This window comes from Kitasatospora sp. NPDC058162 (genome assembly GCF_042884005.1).
Taxonomy (GTDB): Bacteria; Actinomycetota; Actinomycetes; order Streptomycetales; family Streptomycetaceae; genus Kitasatospora.
Genome location: NZ_JBHVUS010000009.1, coordinates 1 through 22,596, shown reverse-complemented (window position 1 = coordinate 22,596; position 22,596 = coordinate 1). Strand labels below are relative to the sequence as shown.

Annotated in this window: 17 protein-coding genes and 1 tRNA gene; 3 read left to right on the top strand and 15 right to left on the bottom strand. The window is 72.7% G+C overall.

Annotated elements, in window-relative coordinates; all coding sequences use genetic code 11:
* Positions 1 to 46: 46 nt before the first annotated feature.
* From prfA to ACFVXG_RS19260, 10 genes are all read right to left on the bottom strand, one after another.
* Positions 47 to 1,123: a peptide chain release factor 1 gene (prfA, locus tag ACFVXG_RS19305; RefSeq protein ID WP_387929038.1), complete on the bottom strand. Its 1,077-nt coding sequence runs from the start codon at positions 1,121 to 1,123 to the stop codon at positions 47 to 49.
* A 149-nt stretch (positions 1,124 to 1,272) separates the two neighbouring features.
* Positions 1,273 to 1,494: a 50S ribosomal protein L31 gene (gene rpmE, locus ACFVXG_RS19300; protein WP_350504385.1), complete on the bottom strand. Its 222-nt coding sequence runs from the start codon at positions 1,492 to 1,494 to the stop codon at positions 1,273 to 1,275.
* 198 nt (positions 1,495 to 1,692) lie between these two features.
* Positions 1,693 to 2,817, bottom strand: a complete 1,125-nt coding sequence (locus tag ACFVXG_RS19295; RefSeq protein ID WP_387929035.1) for an LCP family protein — start codon at positions 2,815 to 2,817, stop codon at positions 1,693 to 1,695.
* Between the two features lie 151 nt (positions 2,818 to 2,968).
* Positions 2,969 to 5,083, bottom strand: a complete 2,115-nt coding sequence (rho, locus tag ACFVXG_RS19290; RefSeq protein ID WP_387929033.1) for a transcription termination factor Rho — start codon at positions 5,081 to 5,083, stop codon at positions 2,969 to 2,971.
* A 591-nt stretch (positions 5,084 to 5,674) separates the two neighbouring features.
* Positions 5,675 to 6,613, bottom strand: coding sequence for a homoserine kinase (gene thrB / locus ACFVXG_RS19285; protein ID WP_387929032.1), 939 nt, complete (start codon positions 6,611 to 6,613; stop codon positions 5,675 to 5,677).
* A gap of 367 nt (positions 6,614 to 6,980) precedes the next feature.
* Positions 6,981 to 8,078 carry a threonine synthase gene (thrC, locus tag ACFVXG_RS19280; RefSeq protein WP_387929031.1) on the bottom strand — a complete coding sequence of 366 codons (1,098 nt, stop codon included), beginning with the start codon at positions 8,076 to 8,078 and terminating at the stop codon, positions 6,981 to 6,983.
* Between the two features lie 10 nt (positions 8,079 to 8,088).
* On the bottom strand, positions 8,089 to 9,381 hold the full coding sequence (locus tag ACFVXG_RS19275) for a homoserine dehydrogenase (protein ID WP_387929029.1): 1,293 nt from the start codon (positions 9,379 to 9,381) through the stop codon (positions 8,089 to 8,091).
* A 137-nt stretch (positions 9,382 to 9,518) separates the two neighbouring features.
* A complete protein-coding gene (lysA, locus tag ACFVXG_RS19270) occupies positions 9,519 to 10,910 on the bottom strand; it encodes a diaminopimelate decarboxylase (protein WP_387929027.1) in 1,392 nt (463 codons plus the stop codon).
* A 92-nt stretch (positions 10,911 to 11,002) separates the two neighbouring features.
* Entirely contained in the window at positions 11,003 to 12,664 is a 1,662-nt protein-coding gene (argS, locus tag ACFVXG_RS19265) for an arginine--tRNA ligase (protein ID WP_387929025.1), read from the bottom strand.
* Positions 12,665 to 12,748: 84 nt separating this feature from the next.
* Positions 12,749 to 13,168, bottom strand: coding sequence for a response regulator (locus tag ACFVXG_RS19260; RefSeq protein ID WP_387929413.1), 420 nt, complete (start codon positions 13,166 to 13,168; stop codon positions 12,749 to 12,751).
* A 180-nt stretch (positions 13,169 to 13,348) separates the two neighbouring features.
* Here ACFVXG_RS19260 and ACFVXG_RS19255 point away from each other — a divergent pair.
* A tRNA-Arg gene (locus ACFVXG_RS19255) sits at positions 13,349 to 13,420 on the top strand.
* A gap of 122 nt (positions 13,421 to 13,542) precedes the next feature.
* Here ACFVXG_RS19255 and ACFVXG_RS19250 read toward each other — a convergent pair.
* The 3 genes from ACFVXG_RS19250 to ACFVXG_RS19240 all read right to left on the bottom strand — a co-directional run bounded on the left by ACFVXG_RS19250 (position 13,543) and on the right by ACFVXG_RS19240 (position 18,362).
* Positions 13,543 to 14,544 (bottom strand): trypsin-like serine peptidase, encoded by a 1,002-nt coding sequence (locus ACFVXG_RS19250; protein ID WP_387929024.1) that lies wholly within the window; start codon positions 14,542 to 14,544, stop codon positions 13,543 to 13,545.
* 302 nt (positions 14,545 to 14,846) lie between these two features.
* Entirely contained in the window at positions 14,847 to 16,379 is a 1,533-nt protein-coding gene (locus ACFVXG_RS19245) for an MFS transporter (protein WP_387929411.1), read from the bottom strand.
* A gap of 276 nt (positions 16,380 to 16,655) precedes the next feature.
* Positions 16,656 to 18,362, bottom strand: a complete 1,707-nt coding sequence (locus tag ACFVXG_RS19240) for a DUF885 domain-containing protein (RefSeq protein ID WP_387929022.1) — start codon at positions 18,360 to 18,362, stop codon at positions 16,656 to 16,658.
* A 163-nt stretch (positions 18,363 to 18,525) separates the two neighbouring features.
* Between ACFVXG_RS19240 and ACFVXG_RS19235 the strand changes: the two genes are divergently transcribed.
* Complete coding sequence (locus tag ACFVXG_RS19235; protein ID WP_387929021.1) at positions 18,526 to 19,308, top strand: TetR/AcrR family transcriptional regulator; 783 nt, start codon at positions 18,526 to 18,528, stop codon at positions 19,306 to 19,308.
* 54 nt (positions 19,309 to 19,362) lie between these two features.
* Here the strand turns inward: ACFVXG_RS19235 and ACFVXG_RS19230 are convergent, their stop codons facing one another.
* Positions 19,363 to 20,214 carry a fumarylacetoacetate hydrolase family protein gene (locus tag ACFVXG_RS19230; RefSeq protein WP_387929019.1) on the bottom strand — a complete coding sequence of 284 codons (852 nt, stop codon included), beginning with the start codon at positions 20,212 to 20,214 and terminating at the stop codon, positions 19,363 to 19,365.
* 268 nt (positions 20,215 to 20,482) lie between these two features.
* Here ACFVXG_RS19230 and ACFVXG_RS19225 point away from each other — a divergent pair, with 268 nt between their 5' ends.
* Positions 20,483 to 21,217 (top strand): MBL fold metallo-hydrolase, encoded by a 735-nt coding sequence (locus ACFVXG_RS19225; RefSeq protein WP_387929017.1) that lies wholly within the window; start codon positions 20,483 to 20,485, stop codon positions 21,215 to 21,217.
* Here ACFVXG_RS19225 and ACFVXG_RS19220 read toward each other — a convergent pair.
* A complete protein-coding gene (locus tag ACFVXG_RS19220; RefSeq protein WP_387929015.1) occupies positions 21,137 to 22,381 on the bottom strand; it encodes a serine/threonine-protein kinase in 1,245 nt (414 codons plus the stop codon). The two genes, ACFVXG_RS19225 and ACFVXG_RS19220, sit on opposite strands and share 81 nt — an antisense overlap.
* Positions 22,382 to 22,596: the final 215 nt, after the last annotated feature.

Below are 22,596 nucleotides of genomic sequence, written 5' to 3'. Positions count from 1 at the left end.
TTCTGCGCTCCGGCTTCAGGCTTGCTCGGGCTGGGGCGCGCCGGTCTCAGTTCTCTTGGGCCGCGGCGAGCTTGGCCGCCGCGTCCTTGTCGACGCAGGACTGGATCACGGCGTTCAGGTCGCCGTCCAGGACCTGGTCCAGGTTGTACGCCTTGAACCCCGTGCGGTGGTCCGAGATGCGGTTCTCGGGGTAGTTGTACGTCCGGATCCGCTCGGAGCGGTCCACCGTGCGGACCTGGCTGCGACGCGCGTCCGAGGCCTCCCGCTCGGCCTCCTCCTGCGCGGCGGCCAGCAGCCGCGAACGCAGGATGCGCATCGCCTGCTCCTTGTTCTGCAGCTGGCTCTTCTCGTTCTGGCAGGACGCCACGATACCGGTCGGCAGGTGGGTGATCCGGACCGCCGAGTCGGTGGTGTTGACGGACTGGCCGCCGGGGCCGGAGGAGCGGTAGACGTCGATCCGCAGGTCGTTGGCGAGGATCTCGACCTCGACCTCCTCCGCCTCGGGGGTGACCAGCACACCCGCCGCGGAGGTGTGGATGCGGCCCTGCGACTCGGTGGCGGGGACGCGCTGCACGCGGTGCACGCCGCCCTCGTACTTCAGCCGGGCCCAGACGCCCTGGCCGGGCTCGGCGTTGCCCTTGGTCTTCACGGCCACCGAGACGTCCTTGTAGCCGCCGAGGTCGGACTCGTTGGCGTCGATGAGCTCGGTCTTCCAGCCGATCCGTTCGGCGAAGCGCAGGTACATCCGGAGCAGGTCGCCGGCGAACAGCGCGGACTCCTCGCCGCCCTCGCCCGCCTTGATCTCCAGGATGACGTCCTTGTCGTCACTCGGGTCGCGCGGGACGAGCAGCATCCGCAGTTCCTCGGTCAGCTCGTCGCGGCGCGCCTCGGAGTCCTTCGCCTCGGCGAGGAACTCCGGCTCCTCGGCGGCGAGTTCACGCGCGGCCTCGATGTCCTCGCCGGCCTGTCGCCACTGCCGGTAGACCCGGGTGATCGGGGTCAGCTCGGCGTACCGCTTGGCCAGCTTGCGGGCGTTGTTCTGGTCGGCGTGGACGGACGGGTCGGCCAGCCTCGTCTCGAGGTCGGCGTGCTCGACGAGGAGCTCTTCGACTGCCTCGAACATGGGGTGGCCTTCTTCCCGGGGGGCTCGGAACGTGTGAGGGGGGTTCGGAACGGGTGGAACCGCGACGCGCGCTGGGACGCGAACGGCGCCGGTCCCCAGCGCCCCCGACAACGAGTACGGGGGCACCGGGAACCGGCGCCGAGGGAGCGCTAGGCCTTCGCGCTGTGCTGCTTGCCGAAGCGGGCCTCGAAGCGGGCGACGCGGCCACCGGTGTCGAGGATCTTCTGCTTGCCGGTGTAGAACGGGTGGCACTGCGAGCAGACCTCGGCGCGGATCACGCCGCTGGTCTCGGTCGAGCGGGTGGTGAACTCGGCGCCGCAGGTGCAGGTCACGTTGGTGACCACGTACTCCGGGTGAACGTTGGACTTCAAGGGGTTCTCCTAGTTTTCGGGAGGGCACCGGGTCGGCGACTGGGAGTGCCGCACGTGAACCGGGACCGACGGACCAGTCTGCCAGGACCGGCCGCATCTTCCCAAACCGGGTCCCGCCGCGGCTTATTCCGGGGGACGTTCAGGGCGTCCCGGACAGGCCGACCGACAGGCGGCCGGACGAACGGCTGGGCGGGCGGCTCAGCGGACGGCGGAGGCCTTGGCCGTGGACTTCACGGACGGCTTCGCCGCGCCCGCCGACGGGGCCGTGGGGGCCGCCTGGGCGGGGTTCTCCGGCTGGGCCGAGACGACCGCCTGCGGGATCGGCCGGTCGGCCTTGAGCGCCGCCCAGACGTTCCCGGCCTGCGGCTGCTGCTCGACCACCCGGTTGGGGTCGCTGGGGGCGGTCACCACCGGCAGGGTGACCATGGTCAGCTGGTCCGGCCCGATCCCCTTGAGCTCCTGCACCAGTCCGACCAGGGAGTTCACCGAGCCGAGCGCGGAGTCGGTGGTGATGCTCTTGGTCATGGTGTCGCCGATCGACCAGAGCTTGACCGGGTTGGAGAACAGCCCGATCCCGCCGGCCTGCTGGAGCAGCGACTTGACCATCTGCTTCTGCAACTCGATCCGGCCGAGGTCGCTGCCGTCGCCGACGCCGTGCCGGGTGCGCACGAAGGCCAGCGCCTGCTGCCCGTCCAGGTGGTGCTGCCCGGCCGGCAGGTCGAGCCCGCTGTCCTTGTCGTGGATGGCCACCGTGGTCGTCACGGTGGCCCCGCCTATCGCGTCCACGACCCGGGCGAAGCCGGCGAAGTCCACCTGGAGGTAGTGGTCCATCCGCAGCCCGGTGAGCTGCTCGGTGGTCGAGACCGCGCAGGCCGCGCCGCCGGCCTCGAAGGCGCTGTTGTACATCGCGCGCTTGACCGCCGGGACGGCCTTGCCGGCGCTGTCGGTGCACTGCGGGCGGTCGACCAGGGTGTCGCGCGGGATCGAGACGATCGAGGCCCGGGAGTGGTCCTGGCTGACGTGGACCACCATCGCGGTGTCGGAGCGGGCGGAGTCGCCGGTGTCGCCGCCGGCCAGGTCGCCGTTCTCGCCGACCCGCGAGTCGGAGCCCAGCACCAGGATGTTGAAGGAGCCGTCGGTGGCGGCCGGGGGCCGGGCGGCACCGAGGCGGGAGTCGATGTCGACGCTCTTGATGTTGCCGTTGAGCTTCAGGTACGCGTACGCACCCGCGCCGCCGCCCGCGACGACGAGCGCGGCGACCGCGCCGGCGGACCACCGCAGGACCTTGCGGCGGCGACTGGGGACCCTCTTGTGCTCGACCATACGATCCAGAGTAAATCGGACAAGAAGATCAAATAGTCCCAAGCTGTCCCAACTCTGGAACAAAGCGGCCGCCCCGCCCGTCACAACGCACGGAACCCCGGACCGCTCGCGCGATCCGGGGTTCCGTGTCTCAACAGCCGTCCGGCTACGGTCAGTCGCCGGAACCGGGGGTGGTCTTGGCGATCTGCATCAGGAACTCGGCGTTGCTCTTGGTCTGCTTCATCTTGTCCAGGAGCAGCTCGATCGCCTGCTGCGAGTCGAGCGCGTGCAGCACCCGGCGCAGCTTCCAGACGATGGCGAGCTCCTCGCTGCCGAGCAGGATCTCCTCCTTGCGGGTGCTGGAGGCGTCCACGTCGACGGCGGGGAAGATGCGCTTGTCGGAGAGCTTGCGGTCGAGCTTGAGCTCCATGTTGCCGGTGCCCTTGAACTCCTCGAAGATCACCTCGTCCATGCGCGAGCCGGTCTCGACCAGCGCGGTGGCCAGGATGGTCAGCGAGCCGCCGTTCTCGATGTTGCGCGCGGCGCCGAAGAACTTCTTCGGCGGGTACAGCGCGGTCGAGTCGACACCACCGGACAGGATGCGGCCGGAGGCCGGCGCCGCCAGGTTGTAGGCACGGCCCAGGCGGGTGATCGAGTCCAGCAGGATGACCACGTCGTGGCCCAGCTCCACCAGGCGCTTGGCGCGCTCGATGGCCAGCTCGGCGACGGTGGTGTGGTCCTCGGCCGGGCGGTCGAAGGTCGAGGAGATGACCTCGCCCTTCACCGACCGCTGCATGTCGGTGACCTCTTCCGGACGCTCGTCGACCAGGACGACCATCAGGTGGCACTCGGGGTTGTTGTGGGTGATCGCGTTGGCGACCGCCTGCAGCACCATGGTCTTACCGGTCTTCGGCGGCGCGACGATCAGACCGCGCTGGCCCTTGCCGATCGGCGACACCAGGTCGATGATCCGGGTGGTCAGCACGCCCGGGTCGGTCTCCAGGCGCAGCCGCTCCTGCGGGTACAGCGGGGTGAGCTTGTTGAACTCGGGGCGGCCGCGGCCGGTCTCCGGGTCCATGCCGTTGACGGAGTCCAGCCGCACCATGGCGTTGAACTTCTCGCGGCGCTCGCCCTCGCGGGGCTGGCGCACCGCACCGGTGATGGCGTCACCCTTGCGCAGGCCGTTCTTGCGGACCTGGGCGAGCGAGACGTAGACGTCGTTCTGGCCCGGCAGGTAGCCGGAGGTGCGCACGAAGGCGTAGTTGTCGAGGATGTCGAGGATGCCCGCGACCGGGATCAGGACGTCGTCATCGCCGATCTGCGTGTCGACCGCCGGGCCGGCCTCGAAGCCGTCACGGCCGCGACGGCCCCGACGGTCGCGGTAACGGCCCCGACGACCCCGGCGACCCTCGCCGAACTCGTCGTCGTCGTAACCGCCCTGCTGGATCTGCGGCTGCTGCTGGGCCTGCTGGCCCTGGCCGCCCTCGCGGCGCTGCTGCTGGCCCTCGCCCTGGCCCTGCTGCTGGCCCTGCTGGCCCTGGCGGTCGGTGCGCTCGCGGCGGTTGCGGCGGTCGCGGCGCGACTCGCGGCCGTCACCGTCCGGCCCGGCCTGGGCGTCGCCGGCGTCCTGACGCTCGGTGCGCTCGGTGCGCTCGCCGCCGTCACGGCGGTCACGGCGCTCGCGGCGGTCACGACGGGTCTCGCGACCCTCGTCGCGGCCCTCGAAGGCGCGGGTCTCGGCCGGGCGGTCGGCCTGCTTGGGCTCGGCCACCACGACGGTGGCGGCCTCGGCGACGGCCTCGGCGGCCGCGACGGGCGCGGTCGGGGCGCCGGCGGCCGAGGTGGCGCGGCGGCGGGTGCGCTCGGCACGGGCCGGCGCGGCGGTCTCGGCGGCGGCCTGGACCGGGATCTCGATCTGGGCCTGCGGCTCGGCGGCCGGGGCCGCGGCAGCGGCGGCGGCGGCCTTGGTGCGGCGGGCGGGCTTCTCGACCGGGGCCTCGGCGTCCGCCTTGGCGGCGGTGCGCTTGGCGGCCGGGGCGCCACCGGCGGCGAGCAGCGGGTCCCCGCCGCTCTTCTCCTTGATGGTCTCGATCAGCTGGCTCTTGCGCATGCGTCCGGTACCGGTGATGCCCAGGTCCGCGGCGAGCTTCTGCAGCTCGGCGAGGACCATGCCGTCCAGGCCCGCGGCGGCACTGCGGCGGCGGCGGGCCGGGGCAGCGGGGGCGGCGGCTGCGTCCGACGCTTCGGCGTCCGGGCGCGCGCCCATCAGATCGGTGGAGTCGCTCACTAAGGGTCCTTCCCTGGAGCGGACGTCGGCCTGTCTGGCTCGGCGACCGGTTGTGCTGTCCTGACCAACGCTCGACTGCGTCGGTCCGAGGCGGTGATCCCTCGAATGGCGGGAGCCCGTCGAGGGAGAGCTGCGAGGTGCGGTGCGTGAAGCACGGTGGTGCTGAGGTGGCGCGTGGGCCGGTCGTGTGTCGACCTCCCCAGAGGGCGTTGCGCCCACGCTGCCTGCGAATCCCGGGCCCCCGTCGCGTGACGGTGGCCCGCGCTCCGCCCGTCCTGGCCTCGAGGTGGGAGGCCGCGGGTGGGAGTCAGGTGCCGTCACGGCTTCGGGATGCGGCCGCATGTCGCGCAGGCAGGCTGCGTACGCGCTGCGGTGGGCTCCCGGAGAATCGTCGCCCCGGACATCGCGGCGGTTCCACGGCAGTGGAACGCTGGGATCGGGACGCGGCGCACCGAGCCCCGGAGGGCACCTGGTGCAGCAATGAGGTTAACACTACCGACCCCCTCAGACATTCCCCGACCTCGGGCTTGCCAATCGTGTCCGGACGGCCCGGCTGGGCACCGGGCCCGCGCCGGGGCGCGTCCCAGCAGGTCAGACGCCCAGCGGGAGCACGGTGGCCCCGGTCCGGTCGACGTCGAGCCGGTGCGCGGCGAACGCCGGGTCGCCGCCGTGGCCGTGGTGTCCGGCGAAGGAGAGCACCTTGTCGACGCCCGCCTCGTCGGTGAGCGCCAGCACCGTCGGGCCGGCGCCGGAGATGACCGCGGGGACGCCCTCCGCGCGCAGCACGCCGACCAGCGCGGCGCTCTCCGGCATGGCGGAGGCGCGGTAGTCCTGGTGCAGCCGGTCCTCGGTGGCGGCGAGCAGCAGCTCGGGCCGCCTGGTCAGGGCCTCCACCAGCAGCGCCGAACGGCCCGCGTTGACGGCGGCGTCGGCCAGCGGGACGGTCTTCGGCAGCAGGCCGCGGGCGGTCTCGGTGAGCACCTCGCCGGCCGGCACGAACACCACCGGGACGACCTGCGCGGAGGGCTCCAGGGCGACCGCCTTGGCCGACTCCTCGTCGGTCCAGGCGATGGTGAAGTTGCCGCGCAGGCAGGCCGCGACGTTGTCCGGGTGGCCCTCCAGCTCGGAGGCGAGGGCCAGCAGCGCGTCGTCGTCCAGCGCGGACGGGCCGCCGATGGTGACGGCGCGGGCGGCCACGATGCCGGCGCAGATGGCGGCCGAGGAGGACCCCAGGCCGCGGCCGTGCGGTATCCGGTTGGCGCAGACCACTTCGAGGCCGCGCGGCTGGCCGCCGAGCCGGTCGAAGGCGGCCCGCATCGAGCGGACCAGCAGGTGGCGCTCGTCCCGGGGCAGCGTCTCGGCGCCCTCCCCGGCGATGTCGACGGAGAGGCCGGAGTCGGCGACCCGGACGACGACGTCGTCGTACAGGCCCAGCGCGAGCCCGAAGGCGTCGAAGCCCGGGCCGAGGTTGGCGCTGGTCGCGGGAACCCTGACCCGGACGGCGGCGGCACGGAACGCAGGACCGGCCATGCGGTGGACTCTCCTGGGGAAATCGGGCGGCGCGGAGCGCGTCGTCGGTGCGAAGGTGGGGAATCGGCCGCGGGCCCCTCGGGCCTGGCGGTCACTGTCGTCGGCGCGGCCCGTACCAGGACGGGCCCGGGGCATGTGCCACACGGCCGGACCCAGAGTATCGAAGAGAGGTTCCCCAGTGGTACACCCCGTGGGCCTTCGATCTGGTGTGTTGCCGGTTCTGGCCGGAATGCGCACCCCTCTCCGCCAAAGTGCGGGCCGTAATCGGATCGGAATGCGAAGCGGAATTGACACAAAAGTGTCACCGGAGAACTTTGACGGGCCGACCCCCGAAAGGGTCGGCCCGTCGAAGTGTCAGGCCCCGCCGTCAGTCGAGCAGTCCGAGCCGCTGCGCCGCGGCCTCCGGGTCGACCGGGACGACCTGCGGCTGCGGAGCGCCGGCCACCGCCCAGTCCGGGTCCTTGAGGCCGTTGCCGGTCACCGTGCAGACGATCCGCTGGCCCGGGTCGACCAGGCCGGCCTCCGCCTTGGCCAGCAGGCCGGCCACCGAGGCGGCCGAGGCGGGCTCCACGAAGACGCCCTCCTGCGCGGCCAACAGCCGGTAGGCGGCCAGGATCTGACGATCCGTCACCTTGTCGATGAGGCCGCCGGACTCGTCCCGCGCGGCGAGCGCGAAGTCCCAGGAGGCCGGGTTGCCGATCCGGATCGCGGTGGCGATGGTCTGCGGCTTGAGGACGGGCGCGCCGTCCACGATCGGGGCCGAACCGGCGGCCTGGAAGCCCCACATCCGCGGGGTGCGGGCGGCCATCCCGTCGGTGGCGTACTCCCGGTAGCCCTTCCAGTACGCGGTGATGTTGCCCGCGTTGCCGACCGGCAGCACGTGGATGTCCGGCGCGTCGCCGAGCATGTCGACGATCTCGAAGGCCGCCGTCTTCTGGCCCTCGATCCGCACCGGGTTCACCGAGTTGACCAGCGCCACCGGGTACTTCTCGGACAGTTCGCGGGCCAGCGTCAGGCAGTCGTCGAAGTTCCCGTCGACCTGGAGGATCTTCGCGCCGTGCACCAGCGCCTGGCCCATCTTGCCCAGGGCGATCTTGCCCTGCGGGACGAGCACCGCGCAGACCATCCCGGCCCGCACCGCGTAGGCGGCGGCGGAGGCCGAGGTGTTGCCGGTGGACGCGCAGATGACGGCCTGGGCGCCGTCCTCCTTGGCCTTGGAGATGGCCATCGTCATCCCGCGGTCCTTGAAGGAGCCGGTCGGGTTGGCGCCCTCGACCTTGAGGTAGACCTCGCAGCCGGTGCGCTCGGAGAGCACCTGGGCGGGTACCAGGGGCGTGCCGCCCTCCAGCAGGGTGACCACCGGGGTGGCCGCGGTGACCGGCAGGCGGTCCCGGTACTCCTCGATCAGGCCGCGCCACTGGTGGGTGTGCGCGCCTCGGACGACGTTCTCGGCAACGGCGTTCATGGCTGGTTCCTTATTCCCCTTCGACCCGCATGATGCTGGCCACGTCCCGCACGCTGTCCAGCGCGCGGAGCTTGTCGACCGTCGCCGACAGCGCGGCGTCGGTGGCACGGTGGGTGACCACGACGAGCGAGGCGTCGCCGTCGCGGCCCTGCTGGCGCACGGTGTCGATGGAGACGCCGTGCTCGGCGAAGACGGACGCGACCTGGGCGAGCACGCCCGCCCGGTCGTCCACGTCCAGGCTGACGTGGTAGCGGGTGACCACCTCGTCCATCGGCTTGGCGGGCAGCTGCGTGTACACGGAGTCACCGGGACCGGTGGACTCGGCCAGCTTGTTGCGGCAGACCGCGACCAGGTCGCCGAGCACCGCGGAGGCGGTCGGCGAGCCGCCCGCGCCCGGGCCGTAGAACATCAGCCGGCCGGCCGCCTCGGCCTCGACGAACACCGCGTTGTAGGCCTCGCGGACGGACGCCAGCGGGTGCGAGAGCGGGATCATCGCCGGGTGGACCCGCGCGGTCACGGACGCGCCGTCGGCGGCCCGCTCGCAGATCGCCAGCAGCTTGACCACGCAGCCCATCGCCTTGGCGGAGGCGATGTCGGCCGCCGTCACCTCGGTGATGCCCTCGCGGTAGACGTCCGCCGCGGTGACCTCGGTGTGGAACGCGATCCCGGCCAGGATCGCGGCCTTGGCGGCCGCGTCGAAGCCCTCGACGTCGGCCGTCGGGTCCGCCTCGGCGTAGCCGAGCGCGGTGGCCTCCTCCAGCGCCTCCGAGTAACCGGCGCCGGTGGTGTCCATCTTGTCGAGGATGAAGTTGGTGGTGCCGTTGACGATGCCCAGCACCCGGTTGACCTTGTCCCCCGCGAGGGACTCGCGCAGCGGGCGCAGCAGCGGGATCGCGCCCGCCACCGCGGCCTCGTAGTACAGGTCCACCCCGGCCGCGGCGGCCGCCGCGTGCAGCTCGGTGCCGTCCTGGGCGAGCAGCGCCTTGTTGGCGCTGACCACCGAGGCGCCCTTCGCGAAGGCGGACAGGAGCAGCGATTTGGACGGCTCGATGCCGCCCACCACCTCGACCACGACGTCGATGTCGCCCCGGGTGACCAGGGCCTCGGCGTCGGTGGTGATCAGGTGCTCGGGCACCCCGGGGCGCACCCGGCCGGCCCGGCGGACCGCGATCCCGGCGAGCTCGACCGGGGCACCGATGCGAGCGGCGAGGTCGTCGGCCGTCGTCGTCATGATGCGCGCCACCTCGGAGCCCACCACACCACAACCCAGCAACGCCACCTTCAGCGGGCGCGTACGCATCATCCGACTCCGCTCTGCATTCTTCGTGCTTCGGTATTTCCGGCGGTTTTCAGGGCCCGCCGGCAACTTCGGTCCGTACCAGTCTCGGGGACTTTCCGCACGGATCTACGGTCGTTCCATGATCTGAGACGAGAATTTCGTCATCCGATATCCAGGCGCAGGAGATCCTCCTCCGTCTCGCGCCGGACGATCACCCGGGCCGCACCGTCCTTGACGGCGAGCACCGGAGGCTTGAGGGCGTGGTTGTAGTTGCTCGCCATCGAACGGCAGTAGGCGCCGGTGGCGGGCACCGCGATCAGGTCGCCCGCGGCCAGGTCGGACGGCAGGAAGGCGTCCCGGACGACGATGTCGCCGGACTCGCAGTGCTTGCCGACCACCCGCACCAGCATCGGCTCGGCGTCGCTGGTGCGCGACACCAGCGCCACCGAGTACTCGGCGTCGTACAGCGCGGTGCGGATGTTGTCCGACATCCCGCCGTCCACGCTGACGTAGGTGCGCAGGCCCTCCAGCGGCTTGACGGTGCCGACCTCGTACAGCGTGAACGCGGTCGGGCCGACGATCGCCCGGCCCGGCTCCACGCTCAGCCGGGGGGCGTTCAGGTCGGCGGCCGCGCACTCCCGGCGGACGATCTCGGCCAGCGCGGCGGCGATCTCGGCCGGCTCGCGCGGGTCGTCCTCGCTGGTGTACGCGATGCCGAGACCGCCGCCGAGGTCGATCTCGGGCAGCTCGACGCCGTGCTCGTCGCGGATCCCGGCCAGCAGGCCGACCACCCGGCGGGCGGCGACCTCGAAGCCCGCCATGTCGAAGATCTGCGAGCCGATGTGCGAGTGGATGCCGCGCAGCTCCAGGCTGTCGTGCCGGAGCACCCGGCGCACCGCCTCGGCGGCCGCTCCCCCGTTGAGGGACAGGCCGAACTTCTGGTCCTCGTGTGCCGTCGCGATGAACTCGTGGGTGTGCGCCTCCACGCCCACGGTGATCCGGATCAGCACCTGCTGGCGCACGCCGTGGCGGGCGGCGATCGCGGCCAGGCGCTCGATCTCCTCGTAGGAGTCGACCACGATGTGCCCGACGCCGGTCTTCACCGCGTGCTCGAGCTCGTCCACCGACTTGTTGTTGCCGTGCAGCGCGATCCGCTCCGGCGGCATCCCGGCGGCCAGCGCCACCGCCAACTCGCCGACGCTGCACACGTCGAGGTTGAGGCCCTCCTCGTGCAGCCAGCGCACGATCGCCTTGGAGAGGAACGCCTTCCCGGCGTAGTAGACGTCCGCGTCGGCGCCGAAGGCGTCCCGCCAGGCGCGGGCGCGGCTGCGGAAGTCCTCCTCGTCCAACACGTAGGCCGGGGTGCCGAACTCGGCCGCCAGCTGCTTGACGTCGATCCCGCCGACGGTGGCCACGCCCTCGGCGTTGCGGGCGACGGTGCGCGACCAGACCTTGGGGTCGAGCGCGTTCAGGTCGGCCGGCGGGGCCTGGTAGTGGCCCTCGGGCAGGACGTCGCCGTGACGGGGGCCTGCGGGGTGTGCGGAGCGACTCATTGCTCGTTCGTCCTTCGAGACCTATGGCAAGGGGCGGCGACGGTCCTCGTTGACCGTCAGCCGCCCCCTGCTGGTGCGCTTGGGGGTGGTGCCTACATCCGCTCGGGCGCCGTCACGCCCAGGAGCGTGAGGCCGTTGGCGAGCACGGTGCGCGTCGCCTCGACCAGCCAGAGGCGGGCCCGGTGCGTGTCCGTGAGCTCCTCGTCGCCCTTGGGCAGGAACATGCAGTTCTCGTACAGGCGGTGGTACTTGCCCGCGAGCTTCTCCAGGTAGACGGCGACCCGGTGCGGCTCGCGCAGCTCGCCGGCCGCGGCCAGCACGCGCGGGAAGTCGGCGAGGTGGCCGAGCACGTCGGACTCCCACTCGGTGGCGAGCAGCTCGGGTTTGAACTGCTCGGCCGTGCCCTTGTCCACGCCCAGCTCGGCCGCCTTGCGGGCGACACCGCACATCCGGGTGTGGGCGTACTGGACGTAGTAGACCGGGTTCTCGTTGGACTGGCTGGTCAGGATGTTGATGTCCAGCGTGATCGTCGAGTCGGTGGAGGAGCGCGCCAGGGTGTAGCGGGCGGCGTCGACGCCGATCCAGTCGACCACGTCGTCGATCGTGATGATGTTGCCGGCCCGCTTGGACATGCGGACCTCTTCGCCGTCGCGAAGCATCTTCACGAACTGGCCGATCTTCACCTCGATGTTGCGGTCCATGTCGTCGCCCGCGCAGGCCGCGATGGCCTTGAGGCGGTTGACGTAGCCGTGGTGGTCGGCGCCCAGCATGTAGAGCGCGACCTCGGCGCCGCGGTCCCGCTTGGACAGGTAGTACGCGGCGTCGGCGGCGAAGTAGGTCTTGTCGCCGTCGGCCTTGATCAGGACGCGGTCCTTGTCGTCACCGAAGTCGGTGGTGCGCAGGAAGACCGCGCCGTCCTTGTCGAAGACGTGGCCCTGCTCGCGCAGCCGCTCGATGGCCTTCTCGACGGCGCCCGAGTCGTGCAGCGTCTTCTCCGAGAACCACACGTCGAAGTGGGTGCCGAACTCGTCCATCGAGCGCTTGATCTCGGCCACCATGAGCTTGAGGCCCTCGGTGCGGAAGACCTCCAGCTGCTCGGCCTCGGGCAGGTCGAGGACGCCCGGGATCGCGTCGGTGAGCGCCTTGGCGATGTCGACGATGTACTCGCCGACGTAGCCGCCCTCGGGCACCTCGCGGCCGTTCGCGGCGGCCTGGAGCGAGGCGGCGAACTTGCTGATCTGCACGCCGGCGTCGTTGAGGTAGTACTCGGTGGTGACGTCGGCGCCGGAGGCCCGCAGCACGCGCGCCAGCGAGTCGCCGACGGCCGCCCAGCGGACGCCGCCGATGTGGATCGGGCCGGTGGGGTTGGCGGAGACGAACTCCAGGTTGATCTTCAGGCCCTTGAGGGCCTCGTTGCGGCCGTAGGCCTCGCCCGCCTCGACGACGGTGCGGGCGAGCGCACCGGCGGTGGCGGTGTCCAGGGTGATGTTCAGGAAGCCCGGACCGGCGATGTCGACCTTGGCGACGCCGGTGATCCCTCGCAGACGCTCGGCCAGGGCCTCGGCAACGGCTCGCGGCGGCTTGCCGGCCGCCTTGGCGAGCTGGAGGGCCACGTTCGTCGCGTAGTCGCCGTGGTCCCTGTTCTTGGGCCGTTCGACCGTCACGTGCTCGGGCGCGGCGACGGCCAGCTCGCCCGCCTCGACGGCGGAGCTCACTGCGGCCTGGATTGCCTGGGAAAGGTCTGCGGGGGTCACGACGCCAAGCGTAGGCGAGACGGGGTGCCCGCCCGCCACCCGGTTTACCGGTTGAGACGTCGCGGGACGCCGCCTCCTGCGGTGTCAGCCGTGATCCGTGCGCTCTGTTCGCTCAGGGCGAAACCCACCGGGGCGCTCCACCGCCCGCATCAGCCGCCGGACCAGGGCCACCAGGTCGGCGGGGTCGAAGGGCTTGCCGAGGTAGCCGTCCACCCCGACCGCCTCCCCCAGGTCGAGGTCCGCCGGGGTGCAGGCGCTCACGATCGCGATCGGCAGCCCGCTGGTGTCCGGGGTCGCGCGCAGCCGGGCCGCCGTCCGCAGGCCGTCCAGCCGCGGCATCATCACGTCCAGCGTCACCACGTCGGGCTTCACCCGGCGGACGACCTCCAGGCACTCGGCGCCGTCGGCGGCGGTCACCACCTCGAAGCCCTCGAGCTCAAGGTTGACCCTGATCAGCTGGCGGATCACCTCGCTGTCGTCCACCACGAGGACCCGCCCGGACACTCCCGACACCTCACCGAGGGTATCGGCGGCCCCGCCGCCCCGTCCGGCCTTTGGGCACTTCCGCCCACGGGCCCGCCGGGGGCGCCCCGACGATCTTTCCGGAAACCCGTGCACGGACCCCGTGGGAAGCCTGGTAGTGTTCATCCCGTCGGAACGCGCAAGTGGCCGACAGGCCAAGAGGCCCCCGTAGCTCAGGGGATAGAGCACCGCCCTCCGGAGGCGGGTGCGTAGGTTCGAATCCTACCGGGGGCACTTCGCAGGAAGTGCAGAAGAGGCCCAGACCAGCGGGAAGTTGCCGCGAGTCTGGGCCTTCGTCATGTCCGGGCACGGGCGGCCCGGACACGGCCGGTACCGGCGGGCCCGGGCCCGCCGGGTCAGGGGGCGCTGCCCTCGACCTGGGTGTACAGCGCGGCGATGGTGTGGTCGAAGTAGGAGCTGTACGAGGTGTCGTCGCTGTCGCCGCCCTGCTGGTAGCCGCCGATGGCGCCGACCACGTCGCCGGTCGCGGCGTTGATCCAGGGACCGCCGCTGGTGCCGGCCGGGTAGGCCGGGCACTGGATGACGCGCTGGTAGGCGCTCTCCTCGGCGGTGGTGTTGGTGCAGAGGCTGGGCGTCTCGGCATCGGCCGGGTAGCCGTAGAGGCGGACGGTGGCGCCGAAGGGCTCGTCGGTGCCCAGCTTGTTGCCGCCAACCACGTCCTCGACGTTGCGGCCGTTGTTGGGGGCGGTCTCCAGGATCGCGAAGTCCTCGTCCACGTCGCCGTTCTGGGACCAGCCGCTGGCGGTGTGGACCGCGGTCACCTGCCAGGTGCCGTACGGGGCGGTGCCGTCGCGGTAGCCGGGGGCGAAGGTCACGCCGCTGGGGCTGCTGACGCAGTGGGCGGCGGTCAGCAGCAGGTTGCCGGTGGCGCTGTGCAGCACGCTGGCGGTGCAGAAGTGGTCGCCGGGGCCGACCGGACCGCTGAACAGGGCGCCCACGGTGGAGGATTCCCGGTCGTCGGCGGGGGCGGCGGCGGTCGCCCCGAAGGTCGCGGTGCGCACGTCGGGGGCGGCGGGAGCGGTGGAGGCGGGCGCGGTGGGGGCGGTGGCCGTCGGGGTGTCGGTGGGGGCCGGGGTGTCCGTGGGCGTCGGGGCCGCGCTCGAAGTGGTGTCCGCGGCCGGGGCGGGCGCCGCGGTGGTGGCGGCCGGGGAGCTCGCCGGGGCGGACACGACGGTCCGGGCGCTGCGGGCCTCCTTCCCGGCGGCGGAGGCGTCGGACAGGTTGAACCCGTGCGTCCCGGCCACCACCGCGGCCACCACGACCGCGGACAGCGCCGTGAACAGCGAGGGGGCCAGCAGACGGTGGCGGCGTGACCTCGCGCGGCGGTGCTGGCCCATTCCTGACTCCCCTGCCCTGGTCGGTGGCGCCTCGTTCGGTCAATGACTATGACGCCTCAGCCTGGAAGGCTCGTTACCGCAGGCTTGGAGCTCGATGAGAATCCCCCACCGGTCAGGAGCGTATCCAATCCGGAAGCCGCCATGAAGGCGGTGGATGTCGCAGCGGCGGTGGACACCCCTCACGGCGGCGGTGGACGTCACGGCACAGCGGCGCCCCCTCGCTCCCCGGGTGGTGGCCGGGGACCGAGGGGGCGCCGCAACTCGACTGCCGCGACCCCGCCGAGGGGTTCGCACTGCTCCCGTCAGTCCGCCCGCGGCCGCTCCGTCCCCGCCTCCGCGCGGACCTCCGCGGCCGGTTTCACGTTGGCCTTCACGTCGGCCATGGCCGCGGCCCGGGGGCTCGGCCGGCCGTCCACGACGGCCGGTGCGGCGGCCTCCGCCTCCGCCCCGCCCGGGACGGTGCTCGCCCCGACCGGCACCGGACGGTGGTCGATCATCAGGAAGGCGACCAGCGCGGCCAGCAGCAGCACGCCCATCGCGACCCAGGTCGCGACCACGTAGCCGTGCACCGCGCCCTGGGCCCGCACCAGTGGATCGCTCGTGACCCGGGTCGCCAGCCAGGTCGCGGTGGCGCTGGCGGCGATCGTGTTCAGCAGCGCCGTACCGAGCGAACCGCCCACCTGCTGGGCCGAGTTGATGGTGGCCGAGGCCGCGCCGGCCTCGTTCGGGGCGACCCCGAGGGTGGCCAGGCTCATCGCCGGCATGAACACCAGGCCCATGCCGAAGCCGATCAGCAGCACCGAGGGCAGCACCATGGCGGCCCACGGGCTGTCCACCTTCATCTGGGTCAGCCAGGCCATGCCGGCCGCGGCCAGCAGCAGCCCGGGGGCGATCAGGTTCCGGGACGGCACCCTGGTCATCAGCCGGGCCGCGACGCCGGTCGAACTCAGGATGATGGCCGCCGTCATGGGCAGGAAGGAGACACCCGAGACCACCGGCGAGAAGTGCTTGATCGCCTGCATGTAGTAGGTCAGGAACAGGAACAGGCCGAACATGCCGACCATGGCCAGGCCCACCGAGAGGGCGCCACCGCCGCGGTTGCGCTCGGCCACGATGTGGATCGGCAGCAGCGGGTGCGTGGAGCGCTTCTCGACCAGGACGAACGCCGCGAGCAGTGCCACGCCCAGCAGCAGCGAGCCGATCACCAGACCGTCGCTCCAGCCCCGGGTGACGGCCTCGGAGGTGCCGAACACGATGGCCAGCAGGCCGCCGCAGCCGAGCAGCGCCCCGGGCAGGTCCAGCTTGATCCGGCGCCCCTTCTCGACGTGGTCCCGGTTGAGCACCCGGAACGCCGAGAAGGCGGTGACCACGGCGATCGGGGTGTTCACGAACAGGCACCAGCGCCAGTTCAGGTACTCGGTCAGCAGACCGCCGGCGATGAACCCGATCGCGGCGCCGCCACCGGCGATCGCGCCGAAGATGCCGAAGGCCGTACTGCGTTCCTTCGGATCGGAGAAGGTGGTGGAGAGCAGCCCCAGCGCGGAGGGGGCGAGCAGGGCGCCGAACGCGCCCTGGAGGGCACGGGCGCCGAAGAGCATGGCCGGGTCGACCGCCGCGCCGCCGAGGGCGGAGGCGAGGGCGAAGCCCAGCAGGCCGATGATGAAGACGCGCTTGCGGCCGAAGAGGTCGCCCAGTCGTCCGCCGAGCAGCAGCAGGCCGCCGAAGGCGAGGGTGTAGGCGGTGATCACCCACTGCCGGTTCGCGTCGGAGATGCCCAGGTCCCGCTGGGCCGACGGCAGCGCGATGTTCACGATGGTGATGTCGAGGACGATCATGAGCTGGGCGATGGCGATGATCGCCAGCGCCCACCAACGACGGCTGTCCGCGGTGTCATGACCGATGGCGGTTTGAGCAGACACTGGTCGAGCCTTCCGGATGGGGTACGGAGAGGTCACGCAGTCGCCTTCAAGCCAAACGCCGCCGCAGGCGAATCGCAAGGAAAAACCTCACCAAATCGACCTTTGTCGGACAAAAGGACCAGGACCCCGGGACTTATGACCGAGTCCCGGGGCCCCGGCCCCTGCACCACCCCTGGAGCGCGGACGGCTCCGCTAGAGCGCCGACAGCTCCGCGACCAGGTCGTCCAGCCCCAGCGAGCCCTGCGAGAGCGCCGCCATGTGCCAGGCCTTGAGGTCGAACTCCTCGCCGCGCGCCTCGTGCGCCGCCCGCGCCGCCGCCCGGCCGCGCAGCCAGGCCCGCTCGCCCAGCTTGTAGCCGATCGCCTGGCCGGGCATGCCCAGGTAGCGGACCAGCTCGCTGTCCAGGAAGTCGGCGGACAGGCCGCAGTACCGGCCGAAGAACTCCCGCCCGTGCTCCGGGCTGACCAGCTCGCCCGGCCGGTACGGGGAGTCCGCCGGGAAGTCCAGGCCGAGGTGCATGCCGATGTCGACGATGACCCGCAGCGCCCGCATCATCTGGGCGTTGAGGAAGCCCAGCCGGTGGCCCGGGTCGGTGAGGTAGCCGAGCTCGTCCATCAGACGCTCGGCGTACAGCGCCCAGCCCTCCATATTGGCGCTCACCCCGCCGAGGCTCACCTGGTAGCTGGAGAGCCGGTCGGCGACGTACACCCACTGGGCGAGCTGCAGGTGGTGGCCGGGGACGCCCTCGTGGTACCAGGTCGACACCAGGTCCCAGACCGGGAAGCGCTCCTCGCCGAGCACCGGCAGCCAGGTCCGGCCGGGGCGGCTGAAGTCCAGGGCGGGCTGGGTGTAGTACGGCGCGGCGGCGCTGCCGGGCGGGGCGAGCTTCGACTCGACCCGGGTGACCGGCTCGGCCAGGTCGAAGTGGGTGCCCTGGAGGTCCCGGACGGCCTGGTCCATCAGGCCCTGGAGGTACTCCCGGGCCGCCTCGGCGCCCTCGATCGCCGGGCCGTCCGTCTCCAGCCACTTCATCGCGGCCATCGGGCCGACGCCCGGGCGGACCTTCTCGGCCTCGGCCTCCATCTGCGCGTACAGGTCGTGGAACTCGCTCCAGGCCCAGGTGTACGCCTCGTCCAGGTCCAGGTCCGCGCCCGTCCAGTAGCGCACCCAGCGGGCGTAGCGCTCCCGGCCCGCGGTGTCCGGGGTGTCGGCGGCGGCCGGCCCGTACACGTCGCGCAGCCAGTCGCGCAGCGCGGCCAGCGCCTCGGCGGCGGCCACCGCGTGCGCGGACAGCTCGGCGCGCACGCCCTCCGGGGCGTCCTGGACGAACTCGCCGAACCATCCGCCGGGGACGTCCCCGGCCAGCCACTCGCCGAACTGGCCGACCACCGTCTCGACCTGGCGCGGGCCGGACAGCAGACCGCGCTCGATGCCCTCGGTCAGCGTCAGCCGGTACTGCTCCAGCGCCAGCGGGACGCGGGCCAGCCGGCGGCCGATCAGCTGCCACTCGGCCTCGGTGCCGGTGGCCATCAGGGTGAAGGCCTCCCGCGTGTTGTGCACCGGGGAGCCCAGGTTGCGCACCGCGCGGTAGTCCTCCCCCGCGTCGTGCACGGCGAGTTCGGCGGTCAGCCGCTCGCGCAGCAGGCGGGCGCAGCGGCGCTCGGCCTCGTCGTCGGCGGCGCCGGCCCGCTCCGCCGCGTCCAGCCGGGCCAGGGTGCGGCGGGCGAGTTCGGCGATCGCCTCGGCGCCGGCCGGGGAGAGGTCCGGCAGCCGGTCGTCCTCGGGGTTGAGGCCGAGGTAGATCGCGGTCAGCGGGTCGAGGTCGGCCAGCGCCTGGACGTAACCGTCGGCGATGCGGCGGGGAGTGTCCCTGCCGGTGGTGATCAGTTCTTCAACCATTCGGACATCATCGCGGCGCCCGGGCCGATTGCAAGCCCCGTCAGCGACCGTTGACCGGCCGGGGTACCCGGTCTGACGCACGGTGAGCGGCGCAAACACCCGTTCGGAAAGATCCAGTGCGCGACAGGTCCCGATCGGTCCGACGCCCATTACGCTGACGGCCATGGAAGCCCGCCCCACCACGGCAACCGACCCGGCGGCCGACCCGGTGCCCGCCCCGGCCGCCCCCGCACCGCGCCAGCGCCGCTCCGGCTACCGGCGACTGCCGGTCGAACAGCGGCGCGAGCAGCTGATCGCGGTCGCCCTGGAGCTGTTCGCCGCCCGGCCGCCCGAGGAGGTGAGCCTGGACGACGTCGCCGAGGCCGCCGGCGCCTCCCGGCCGCTGGTCTACCGCTACTTCGCGGGCGGCAAGCAGCAGCTGTACGAGGCCGCGCTGCGCACCGCGGCCGACGAGCTGACCAGCCGGTTCGCCGTCCCGCCGGCCGGGCGGCCGTCCGAGCAGCTGGCCTCAGCGCTGGACGGCTACTTCGCCTTCGTGGCCGAGCACGACGCCGGCTACTCGGCGCTGCTGCGCGGCGGTTCGGTGGTGGAGACGGCCCGGACCACGGCCATCGTGGACGACGTCCGGCGGGCGGCGCTCCGGCGGACCCTGCGGCACCTGGGCGTGCGCGAGGCCGGGCCGCGGCTGACGCTGCTGGTGCGCTCGTGGATCGCGGTCGTCGAGGGGGCGTCGCTGAGCTGGCTGGACGAGGGGCGCGCGCTGCCGGTGGAGGGCCTGCGGGACTGGCTGGTGGACCAGTTCACGGCGATGGCGGCGGCGACGGCGCTGCACGATCCGCAGACCGCGGAGGTGCTGGCGGGGCTGCTCGCGCTGGAGGGGCCGCGGCCGGAGCGGGCCGAACGGCTGCGGGCGGTGCTGGGCGGCGCCTCCCCGGACGCGCCCTGACGGCGGCTCCCGACCCCCGTGCCAAGGGTCGGGGCGGCTGATCCGCCCTGCGGCTCAGGCCTTGCCGAGCACCTGGCGCTGACGGCCGAGGCCGTCGATCTCGATCTCGACGACGTCGCCCGGGGCGAGGAACGGCTTGCCCGGGTGGCCCAGGGTGACCCCGGCCGGGGTGCCGGTGACCATCACGTCGCCGGGCTCCAGCACCATGAACTGGCTTGCGTAGCGGACGAGTTCGAGCACCGGGAAGATCATCTCCGCGGTGCTGCCGTGCTGCCGCCGCTCGCCGTTGACCCAGAGCCGCAGGGCCAGGGCCTGCGGGTCGGCCACCTCGTCGGCGGTGACCAGCCAGGGCCCCAGCGGGGTGAAGGTCTCGGCCGACTTGCCCTTGTCCCACTGGCCGCCGCGCTCGAACTGGAAGGCCCGCTCGGTGACGTCGTTGGCGATCGTGTAGCCGGCGATCACCTCGGCGGCCTCGGCGTGCGAGTCCAGGTAGCGGGCGGTGCGGCCGATCACGATCGCCAGCTCGGCCTCGTAGTCGGTCTTCTCGCCGCCGCGCGGCACCAGCACCTCGTCGTAGGGGCCGACCACGGTGGAGCTCGGCTTGAGGAAGATCACCGGCTCGTCCGGGATCGCGGCCCCGGCCTCGGCCGCGTGGTCGCGGTAGTTGAGCCCGATGCCGACCACCTTGCCCGGCCGGGCCACCGGCGCGCCCACCCGCAGGCCGGCCAGGTCCACCACCGGCAACGCGCCGGCGGCCACCTCCCGGGCCAGCTCGGCGGTGTCCAGCCCGGCGAGGAAGACCCCGTCGAGGTCACGGGCCCGCCCGGAGAGGTCGTACGCGGTGCCGTCCTCTCCCAGCACGACCGGGCGCTCGGCGCCCGGGGGTCCGACGCGGAGGAGCTTCATCGATCCGTCACCAGCCTTTCGTCGCAGCTCACCGGGGCGGCGCGGACACCGCTCCCGAGTCTGGCAACGAGGTATATCAACGGCCCGGGCCGGTGGACCAGACCGTCCCGATGGGCGGATTCTCATCAAATCGCACGAACGCGCGGGGCCCCGAATAGGTGACCCGTACGGTTGACAGGCCCCGCAGACCGACGGATCTTGCCCCGAAGAACAACGCCCAGGGCGAACGTCCGTGTGGCGCGGCGCCGCGGGGCGCAGGATCCGGGGCATGGAGATCACCCGGGTACGCGACGAGTTGCACATGATCACCCTGGAGTTCGGCACCGCCTACCTCTGGCGGGACGACCACGGACTGACCCTGGTCGACACCGGCATCGCCGGATCGGCGGACGGGATCGAGAAGGGCATCCGCACCATCGGGCTGGAGCCGACGGCCGTACGCCGGATCGTGCTCACCCACCACCACGAGGACCACACCGGCGCCGCCGCCGAGCTGGCCCGCCGCTGGTCCGCCGAGGTGGTGGCGCACCGGCTGGAAGCGCCGGTGATCCGGCGCGAGCAGCCGGCGGCGCCGCCCGTGCTCAGCCCCTTCGAGCAGCAGCTGTGGGACGGGCTGCCGCCCATCCCGCCCGCCGAGCCCTGCCCGGTGCACCGGGAGGTCGAGGACGGGGACGTGCTGGACATCGGCGGCGGCGCCGTGGTCCTGCACGTGCCCGGGCACACCGACGGCTCCATCGCGCTGCACCTGCCCGGCCCCGGGGTGCTGTTCACCGGGGACGTGGTGTCCAACGTCCAGGGGCAGTGCCGTCCGGGGGTGTTCCACACCGACCCGGTCCGCGCCCTCGCCTCCTTCCACCGCCTCGCCGTACTGCCGGTGGAGACGGCCGTCTTCGGGCACGGCGACCCGATCGCCGCCGGCGCCTCAGCCGCGCTGCAGGCCGCCGCCGCTGCCGCCCTTGCCACTGCCGCCACTGCCGCTGCCGAGCAGCACCCCCAGCTCTAGCGTCCGCCCCGGGCCCGGGCCGAGCCGGTCGGCCTCCCGCCGCCAGTGCGCGAGGTCGCGCCGCAGGTCGGACCGGGCCTCCGGGGCGGTGCCGGGCTGCTCGGCCAGCGCCGCCAGCAGGGCGACCGCGGCGGCCCGGCGGCCGTCCCGGGCCAGCCAGAGGGCCAGGTCGTGGCAGGTGCGCAGGGTGCGCGGGTCGGCCGGCCCGCAGGTCCGGGCGAAGTCGGGGACGAGCTGGAGCAGCATGTCCACCGCGTCCCCGGCCCGGCCCTCGGCGCCGTGCTGCCAGGCCTGGTCGGCCCGGCGGCGCAGCTGCTCCGGGCTGGGCCCCGGCCCCTGCATCCCGGGCCGGATCCCGCGCAGCCGCTCCAGCACCTCGGCCGCGTCGGCGGGCCGGTCCGCGGGCCGCTTGGCGAGCAGCTGGGCGACCAGCTCGGCCAGTTCCGGGTCCTTGCCGCGCACCCGGGGCGGGGTCTCGTCCATGTGCTTGCGCATGTACTCGTACGGCGAGTCGCCGCGGAACGGCCGCCGGCCGGTGCTGACCTCGTACAGCATCACGCCGAAGGCGTAGAGGTCGGCCCGGCCGTCCACGGTGCCGCCGGACCAGCACTCGGGCGCCAGGTAGGGGACGGTGCCGACCACGCTGCCGGTCGAGGTGAGCCCGGTGGACTGGGCGAGCAGCCGGGCGATGCCGAAGTCCAGCACCTTGGCCCGGTCCCCGCTGTCCGCGATCATCACGTTCTCCGGCTTGATGTCCCGGTGGATCACCCCGCTGCGGTGCGCGACGTCGAGCGCCTCGCAGATCTGCGTCATCCAGGCCAGCGAGCGGCCGTGGTCCGGCAGGCCGTCCTTGAGCACCGCGGACAGCGGGCGGCCGCGGACCAGCTCCATCACCAGGTAGTGGATCTCCCCCTCGACGTCGGTGACCCGGCCGTAGTCGTGCACCGTGACGATGTACGGGTTGGAGAGGTTGCCGGCCAGCTTGGCCTCGCCGACGAACCGGCCGACGGCCTCCCGGTCGGCCGCGTGCTCAGGCAGCAGCAGCTTGACCGCGACCGGCCGGTCCAGCACGGTGTCGGTCGCCCGCCAGACCACGCCGAAGCCGCCCTTGCCCAGCCACTCCTCCAGCCGGTACCGGCCGCCGAGCACCTTCCCCTTGCGCATGCCCTCCCCCAACGTGCCCCCGCCCGAACGGCGTTCGCCGTCGGAGGGGTCACCATAGCGGCGGGCGGGGACGAACGGGTGAACGGAACTTCCTTCGGTGTCAGGCCTTGGGCCGGTCGCCAAACTCCCGTCGTCCGCCCGAAGGGCGGGCGGGGCGGCGTTGGGGTGCGTGCATCGCAAGGCGGAGGAGGGAGTCCATGCGGAGCATCGGCGAC

Coding starts and splice junctions, on each gene's coding strand:
- ACFVXG_RS19250 (WP_387929024.1), bottom strand. CDS start 14,544: ATGGGCCAGCACCGCCGCGCGAGGTCACGCCGCCACCGTCTGCTGGCC.
- ACFVXG_RS19235 (WP_387929021.1), top strand. CDS start 18,526: ATGGAAGCCCGCCCCACCACGGCAACCGACCCGGCGGCCGACCCGGTG.
- ACFVXG_RS19240 (WP_387929022.1), bottom strand. CDS start 18,362: ATGGTTGAAGAACTGATCACCACCGGCAGGGACACTCCCCGCCGCATC.
- ACFVXG_RS19295 (WP_387929035.1), bottom strand. CDS start 2,817: ATGGTCGAGCACAAGAGGGTCCCCAGTCGCCGCCGCAAGGTCCTGCGG.
- prfA (WP_387929038.1), bottom strand. CDS start 1,123: ATGTTCGAGGCAGTCGAAGAGCTCCTCGTCGAGCACGCCGACCTCGAG.
- ACFVXG_RS19275 (WP_387929029.1), bottom strand. CDS start 9,381: ATGATGCGTACGCGCCCGCTGAAGGTGGCGTTGCTGGGTTGTGGTGTG.
- ACFVXG_RS19225 (WP_387929017.1), top strand. CDS start 20,483: ATGGAGATCACCCGGGTACGCGACGAGTTGCACATGATCACCCTGGAG.
- ACFVXG_RS19220 (WP_387929015.1), bottom strand. CDS start 22,381: ATGCGCAAGGGGAAGGTGCTCGGCGGCCGGTACCGGCTGGAGGAGTGG.
- ACFVXG_RS19230 (WP_387929019.1), bottom strand. CDS start 20,214: ATGAAGCTCCTCCGCGTCGGACCCCCGGGCGCCGAGCGCCCGGTCGTG.
- ACFVXG_RS19245 (WP_387929411.1), bottom strand. CDS start 16,379: ATGATCGTCCTCGACATCACCATCGTGAACATCGCGCTGCCGTCGGCC.
- thrC (WP_387929031.1), bottom strand. CDS start 8,078: ATGAACGCCGTTGCCGAGAACGTCGTCCGAGGCGCGCACACCCACCAG.
- thrB (WP_387929032.1), bottom strand. CDS start 6,613: ATGGCCGGTCCTGCGTTCCGTGCCGCCGCCGTCCGGGTCAGGGTTCCC.
- lysA (WP_387929027.1), bottom strand. CDS start 10,910: ATGAGTCGCTCCGCACACCCCGCAGGCCCCCGTCACGGCGACGTCCTG.